This window comes from uncultured Corynebacterium sp. (genome assembly GCF_902489365.1).
GTDB lineage: Bacteria > Actinomycetota > Actinomycetes > Mycobacteriales > Mycobacteriaceae > Corynebacterium.
This window is the reverse complement of record NZ_CABTZR010000097.1, coordinates 1-6,616: the sequence shown is the minus strand read 5'-3', so window position 1 is coordinate 6,616 and position 6,616 is coordinate 1. Positions and strand designations below refer to the sequence as shown.

Genomic DNA, 6,616 nt, shown 5'->3' with positions numbered 1-6,616 from the left:
GATCCTTTCGCCGTGGGTGCGGTGGATGCACCCGTGGTGATTTCGGAGTTCTCCGATTTCGAGTGCCCGTTCTGCTCCCGCCACGCTAATGTCACCGAGCCGGATATCCTTAAGAAGTACGTGGAGAAGGGCCTGGTGCGCATCGAGTGGAATGACTTCCCCGTGAACGGCCCCGCCGCCGTCGAAGCTGCCAAGGCCGGGCGCGCGGCCGCGGCACAGGGTAAGTTCCAGGAGTTCAAGCACGAGCTCTACACCGCCAGCAAGGACATCAGTGGCCACCCAGAATTCGGTATCGAGGACTTCATGAAGTTCGCTGAGAAGGCCGGCGTTGCGGACTTGGATAAGTTCCGCCAGCAGGCCACGGATGATACCTACGCCGAAGTCATCGAGACAGCCACCAGCTACGCCTCCCAGATTGGTATTACGGGCACCCCGGCCTTCGTGGTGGGCGATCAGTTCATTGGTGGCGCGCAGCCACCGGAAGTCTTTGAACAGACCATTCGGGAACAGCTAGGCAAGGCGGCCAATGGATAAGCCGCCACTCATCGTGTGGATCTTCATCGCGCTCGTGGTTCTGACCGCGTTCTTAGGCGGCTATGCAGTGGGGGTGAGCGTATGAGTATCGGAGTTTTTGGCGCCGTCATCGCCGGTGTACTGACCTTGATCAGCCCCTGCTCAGCGCTGTTGGTGCCAGCCTTCTTTGCCTATGCTTTTGAATCGCAGCGCCAGCTGCTGCTGAAGACCCTGGTCTTTTTCTTAGGCCTGTGCACCACGCTCGTGCCCATCGGCATGGGGCTGGCTGCAATCCTCGCGCAATACCGCAGCCAGGTCATCACGGTGGCGGGCTGGATCATCATCGCGCTGGGAATCTTTACCGCCTTGGGCGGCGGTTTCCGCATCCCCGGTATGGATGCCTTGTCCGGTAAAGCGCGGGGCAAGGTGTTTCTGCTCGGCGCGGTCTATGGCTTCGCGGGCTTTTGCGCGGGCCCACTCTTAGGTGCTGTTCTCACCACGGCCGCAGCGTCCGGCAGCGCGCTCTACGGCGGACTCATCATGATGGCGTATGCCGCGGGCATGGCTGCACCGCTCTTTGTGCTGGCTGCACTGTGGGAGCGCCTCAATGTGGGCTCGTGGTCCTGGCTGCGCGGACGCGAGGTGGTCCTCGGCCCTGTGCGCACGAATACCTTGTCCATTGTGTCGGGAGCGTTCTTCGTGCTCATTGGCGCGCTATTCATTGCCAGCTATGGCACCGCGACCTTGCCCGCGGTCTTAAGCACGGACGCGCAGTTCGCGGTGCAGGAAAAAGCCCGCGCCTTCAGCGCGGGCATAGCGGATGCGTGGGTATGGTTTGGGCTCTCGCTTGCTGCCACGGTGGTAGCAGGCATCAAGGCTGCCCGCACCCCGACCTAGTAGCCGCGTGCGATGTACTCGTCGATACGCGCAGCCTCAGCACCAATGGCGGTCTCGTCGCCGTGGCCCGGCAGGACGCGGGTTTCCGGCGGGAGGTTCAGCACGCGGTTGCGCAGGGACTCGATGATGACGTCGAAGTCGGAGTACTTGCGGCCGGTGGCACCCGGCCCGCCGTTGAAGAGGGTATCTCCCGACAGCAGCGTGCCTTCGTCCGCGATGTAGAGCACCACGCATCCCGGCGAGTGACCCGGCGTGTGGAAGACCACGAAGTCACTATCGCCCACGGTGAAAAGCTGGTTGTCCTCCAGCGGCACGAAAGTCGCATCCTCGTGCGTTTCCTCCCACAGGGGACGGTCATCCGGGTGCAGGTACACGGACACGCCGAAGTGCTCAGCCACCTGGGGTGCGAGCTCGCAGTGGTCGTTGTGCGCGTGGGTGAGTAAAACGCCCTTGACGGTGCGCTGTCCTACCTCGTCGATGACGCGCTCGGCGTCGTGGGAAGGATCGATGATGTAGCACTCGGCGTCGCTTGACGCGCCACCTGCGGCCAGGATGTAGACGTTATTGTCCACGTCCCACTCGCCACCGTCGAGGCGAAACTTTCCTGAAGTTACAAACTGTTCAATGATCATTTACAGCTCCACTACGGATCGAAGTACCTTGCCGGCCTTCATGGTAGCGAAAGCCTCCTCCACGTCGTCGAGGCCAATGCGCTCGGACACGAAGTCCTGCAGCGGGAAGCGGCCCTGCAGGGAGAGGTCGACGTACATGGGGAAGTCGCGCTCCGGCAGGCAGTCGCCGTACCAGGAGGACTTCAGCGATCCGCCGCGGCCGAAGAAGTCGATGGCTGGGACGTCGAAGCGGCTGGTGAGGTTCGGAACGCCAACCATGACCATGCGGCCGGCTAGGTCGCGGGAGTAGAAGGCCTGACGGGTGGTAGCTGGAATGCCCACGGCGTCGATGGCCACGTCGGTGCCGAAGCCCTCGGTGAGCTCACGGACTGCCTCGATGACCTCGTCCTCGGACTTGTCCTTCGCCGCGATGGTGTGGGTCGCACCGAACTGCTTGGCCAGCTCCAACTTGTCCGGGTCCAGGTCCACGGCGATGACCTTCGAGGCACCCGCCAGCACCGCGCCAGCGATGGCCGCCATACCGACGCCACCGCAACCGAAGACCGCGACGGACTCGCCGCGCTTGACGTCACCGGTGTTGACCGCAGCACCCAGGCCGGCCATCACGCCACAGCCCAACAGGCCCGCGGCCGCCGGGTCTGCCTCCGGATTGACCTTGGTGCATTGGCCTTCATGGACCAGGGTCTTCTCGGCAAAGGAGCCGATGCCGAGCGCCGGGGTGAGCTCGGTGCCGGCGTCGGCGTCGCCCTCGGCAAGCGTCATGCGAGCGGACGCGTTGTGGGTGTTGAAGCAGTACTTCGGCTCGCCCTTCTTACAAGCGCGGCACTCGCCGCACACCGCGCGCCAGTTCAGGACCACAAAGTCACCGACCTCGACGTGGGTGACGGCATCGCCCACGCGCTCGACGACGCCCGCCGCCTCATGCCCGAGCAGGAAGGGGAAGGCGTCCTCGATATCGCCATCGCGGTAGGCCAGGTCGGTGTGGCACACTCCGCAGGCCTGAATCTTGACCACGACATCGTGCTCGCCCGGGGCGGGCACGACGATGTTAACGGTCTCGACGGGCTCGCCCTTCGCGCGCGCAATCACGCCGCGGACAACCTCCGAGCCTTGCTGAGAGTTATTTTCATTTAGATTTTCATTAACAGCCATGTCCGCGAGGGTACGCGAAAGGCCCGGGCAGCGTTGCCCGGGCCTAAAAGGCAGAAGAACACGTTTCTAGAAGCTAGCCAGATGGTTAGCCACAAACTCGTGACCGCGAGCATTGATGTGCAGCGGTAGGTTTCCGGGACCGGCAGAGAAGTCCACCAGACCTGCCCACAGTCGCTTATTGGCATCGGCGCACATTCCGCGATCCCAGGTCATCGGCTTCATGTCCACAAACTCGGTACCCGTCGCGTGCGCTAGGTCCACCTGCATCCACTGCGTGACGTTTTCATAGCGCTGCACCATCGGCAGGGCCGTGGCATCGGCCGGCTTCGGACCAAAGTGGAGGAGGCAGTAGCGGTCGCCCGAGCCGATGGTCGGATAACCCACGATCTGAATGCGGGCATTGGGGGCTGCTGCACGAATCTTGTTGATAATCGGCGCATTTGCGCCAACAAAGCGGGCACGCATGTCGGCGTCGGAAAGCTGGGCATTGTTATACGTATCGTTAAAGCCGCCCGCATAGAGCACACGCTGGGTGTCCGGGCTGAGCGCGCCACGACGGATGGCATCATCGACCTGCGCGTTCATCTGCGGACCCTGGGACATTGAGACCGCACCGGAGCAGGAGAAATCCGCCACCGGCATGCCCAGCTTGGAAGCGACGCGCTTGGCGTAGTTATTGCCGGAGGGACAGTCGAGACTCGGGTTGCGGTTGGAGGAGCCGAGGCGCGAGGAGAGGTAAACATCTAGCTGCGGATCCGCCAATACGGAATCGCCAAAGGCAACGAGGTTTCGCTCGCCGGCAGCAGCCTGCGGAGCCTGGGACAGACTTACTGCCACGAGGAGGGAGGCGCAGAGGGCAGTGATGCGCTGGGTAAACTTCACGTGACTGATGTCCTTTCGAGAAAAGGGTATGTTCTTAACCGAAACCATATTAAACTAAGCTAGCAGTTAATCTCGTGTAACAATAGCAACAACTGTAACAATTTGTCGTTTTAAAAACAGGCGCGCTAAGCGCCTCCCCGTAACCTTCTACCCCTTCCCTACGATGAGAACCCTATGAAGCTTTCTGATCTCACCTTCCATGCCGCCGCTCTCGCGCGTTTTGTCCCCGCCCTCTTTCGCGCCGGCCTTATCAGCCCCGCTGGCGGCCCACGGGCAGTGCTCTCCACCGCGCCGGTTCTCGCCCGCTACCGTTTCACCACCGCCCGCGAGGTGGAGCAGGCCTACCTGACCTGCCCAGAACGCCTAGCGCTTATCGACGACGACGGGGCCCTCACCTACCGCCAGCTGCGCGATCACTCCCGCACCTTCGCGCGTTGGCTGCTTTCTTTGGGCCTCGACGAGATCCGCCTTGGCGTTATGGCTCGCAATGGCCGTGGCATCATCACCCCGCTGGCCGCCAAAGGTTATGCCGGAGCGCACATCTTCCTGCTCAACGTTGGTTCCTCCCCCGAGCAGCTCGCCGGATGCATTGAGGAAAACCGCATCAACGTGCTCGTTATCGACGATGAATTCGCTGACCGCCTCGCCCCCGCAGACAGCGCTAGCCCCAACCCCGTTGCTGGCGTGCAGGTCGTGATTGGTCATGAGTCCGGCGAGGAGATCCCGGCTGAGCTGGCCCAGGCCCCGACGCTGCGCCAGATCGTGGTGAACCCGCGGGACGTCGAGGAGCAGAAGCTTCCGACCTGGCCCAAGCATGGGCATATCGTGCTGATGTCCTCCGGCACCACTGGCATCCCCAAGGGCATTATGCGCCCAGAGCCCACTCTGCCGGTGGTGGTTGCCTCCATCGTGGATGCGGTGCCGTGGCGTGGGGACCAGAAGGTGCAAATGACCGCCTCCATCTTCCACACGTGGGGCTGGGCCTGCCTCAACATCGCGCTGGGCCTGCGCAATACCATTGTCACCCGCCGCGTCTTCGATCCGGCGGCCGCACTCGATGACATCCAGCGCTACCAGCTCGATGGCCTGCTCTCCTCCCCGGTTTTCTTCCGTCAGATGGTGCAGGCGGACCCAGATTCGGCCTATGACACCTCAAGCCTGCAGTTCATTGCGTCTGCAGGGCATGCGCTGACCCCGGAGATCGTCAAAGAAACCCACGAGCGCTTCGGCCCGATTCTCTGCAACGTCTATGGCTCCACGGAGCTGGCGCTGGCATCGACGGCCACCATGGAAGAGGTGGCTAAGGACCCAACCATCGGCGGCAAGATTGCCTCTGGCACGAAGCTGCGCATCCTCGATGAGGATGGTAAGGAAGTCCCGCGCGGCGAGGTCGGCGAAATCTTCCTGACCAACTCCACCGCGCTCATTGGCTATACCAACCCGAAGATTCCGCTCAACAAGGTTGATGGCCTCATCTCCATCGGCGACTTGGGCTATATCGACCCCGACGGCTACCTTCACGTGGTGGGCCGCGCCGATGACATGATCATCGTCGGCGGCGAGAACGTGCACCCGCAGTCGGTGACGGAGGTGCTTGAAACCATGCCGGGTATCGCAGAGGTGCATGCCGGCGGCGTGGAGGATGAAACCACTTTCCAGCGCATCGCCGTGTGGGCGGTGACCACGCGCGACGCCTTGGGCAACACCGTGACTGCCGACGCCATCCGCACCTGGGTTCGCGAGAACCTCGCCGACCACTCCGTGCCGCGCGATGTCCACTTCCTGGACAAGCTGCCGCGCAATGCCACGGGCAAGGTGGTGCCGCGCCTGCTAAGCCACACCGACTAGCCCACGCTTTTAGACCCCCCAAGTCAAAACTGCCCGAGTTGCCAAAACCAACCTTGTTTCATGTGGCGGTTTCAAGTGGTGGATGCATCACTTGAATAGTTCTTGGATTTTCTCTTCTGGCGTGTACCAGTTGAGGACTTTTCTGGGGCGCCCATTGAGTAGGTCTTGAATCTGCTGAGGTTACTATTATTGATACAGAGACTACGGGCTTTAACAAACGCTACGACCGCATCATTGAATTAGCTGTCGCTCGTTTCGATGAATCGTTTAACTTGGTCGACCAGTGGCATACGTTGCTCAACCCTGACGGGAAGGCCATAAACAACGCGCATATCCACGGCATCACCAACGCAGATGTTGCCCAGGCCCCACCGTTTCGTGACATCTATACCGAGTTCGCGGCCCGCCTTGACGGCATGGTGCTCATGGCTCACAACGCCCCGTTTGATTCAAAGATGCTTGCGGCCGAAGTTGACCGCATTACTCCGCCTGGAACACCGGATGATGCAGTGTTCTTTGGTTTCGTCGATACTATCGCACTAGCTAAGCAGCTTGTCGATGCACCGTCCGACAAACTGTCCTCATTGCTTGAACTTGTCGGCCTAGCCAATCCGAACGCTCACGTGGCAATAGCCGACGCCACCGCCACAGGAATGCTGTTTAACAAACTCCTTGACGGCAACGCTGCACAG

General features: G+C 61.6%; 7 protein-coding genes. 4 read left to right on the top strand and 3 right to left on the bottom strand.

Annotation, left to right across the window (positions count from 1 at the left end):
- Nucleotides 1–534, top strand: a 534-nt coding sequence (locus RDN59_RS10740; protein WP_308607829.1) for a thioredoxin domain-containing protein, incomplete at its 5' end; no start/stop codon positions are given.
- A gap of 81 nt (nucleotides 535–615) precedes the next feature.
- Nucleotides 616–1,410, top strand: coding sequence for a cytochrome c biogenesis protein CcdA (locus RDN59_RS10735; RefSeq protein ID WP_308607828.1), 795 nt, complete (start codon nucleotides 616–618; stop codon nucleotides 1,408–1,410).
- On the opposite strand, the gene RDN59_RS10730 is transcribed toward RDN59_RS10735, so the two are convergent.
- From RDN59_RS10730 to RDN59_RS10720, 3 genes are all read right to left on the bottom strand, one after another.
- The gene (locus RDN59_RS10730) at nucleotides 1,407–2,042 is read right to left on the bottom strand and encodes an MBL fold metallo-hydrolase (RefSeq protein WP_308607827.1); all 636 of its coding nucleotides are present in this window, start codon (nucleotides 2,040–2,042) and stop codon (nucleotides 1,407–1,409) included. The genes RDN59_RS10735 and RDN59_RS10730 overlap by 4 nt on opposite strands.
- Nucleotides 2,043–3,194 carry an S-(hydroxymethyl)mycothiol dehydrogenase gene (locus RDN59_RS10725; protein ID WP_308607826.1) on the bottom strand — a complete coding sequence of 384 codons (1,152 nt, stop codon included), beginning with the start codon at nucleotides 3,192–3,194 and terminating at the stop codon, nucleotides 2,043–2,045.
- 66 nt (nucleotides 3,195–3,260) lie between these two features.
- Nucleotides 3,261–4,076, bottom strand: coding sequence for a GDSL-type esterase/lipase family protein (locus tag RDN59_RS10720; RefSeq protein WP_070821763.1), 816 nt, complete (start codon nucleotides 4,074–4,076; stop codon nucleotides 3,261–3,263).
- A gap of 174 nt (nucleotides 4,077–4,250) precedes the next feature.
- On the opposite strand from RDN59_RS10720, the gene RDN59_RS10715 reads away from it, so the two are divergent.
- Nucleotides 4,251–5,924 (top strand): acyl-CoA synthetase, encoded by a 1,674-nt coding sequence (locus RDN59_RS10715; RefSeq protein ID WP_308607825.1) that lies wholly within the window; start codon nucleotides 4,251–4,253, stop codon nucleotides 5,922–5,924.
- 185 nt (nucleotides 5,925–6,109) lie between these two features.
- The coding region (locus RDN59_RS10710; protein WP_308607830.1) for a 3'-5' exonuclease at nucleotides 6,110–6,616 on the top strand (507 nt) is incomplete at its 3' end.

Coding starts and splice junctions, on each gene's coding strand:
- RDN59_RS10735 (WP_308607828.1), top strand. CDS start 616: ATGAGTATCGGAGTTTTTGGCGCCGTCATCGCCGGTGTACTGACCTTG.
- RDN59_RS10730 (WP_308607827.1), bottom strand. CDS start 2,042: ATGATCATTGAACAGTTTGTAACTTCAGGAAAGTTTCGCCTCGACGGT.
- RDN59_RS10725 (WP_308607826.1), bottom strand. CDS start 3,194: ATGGCTGTTAATGAAAATCTAAATGAAAATAACTCTCAGCAAGGCTCG.
- RDN59_RS10715 (WP_308607825.1), top strand. CDS start 4,251: ATGAAGCTTTCTGATCTCACCTTCCATGCCGCCGCTCTCGCGCGTTTT.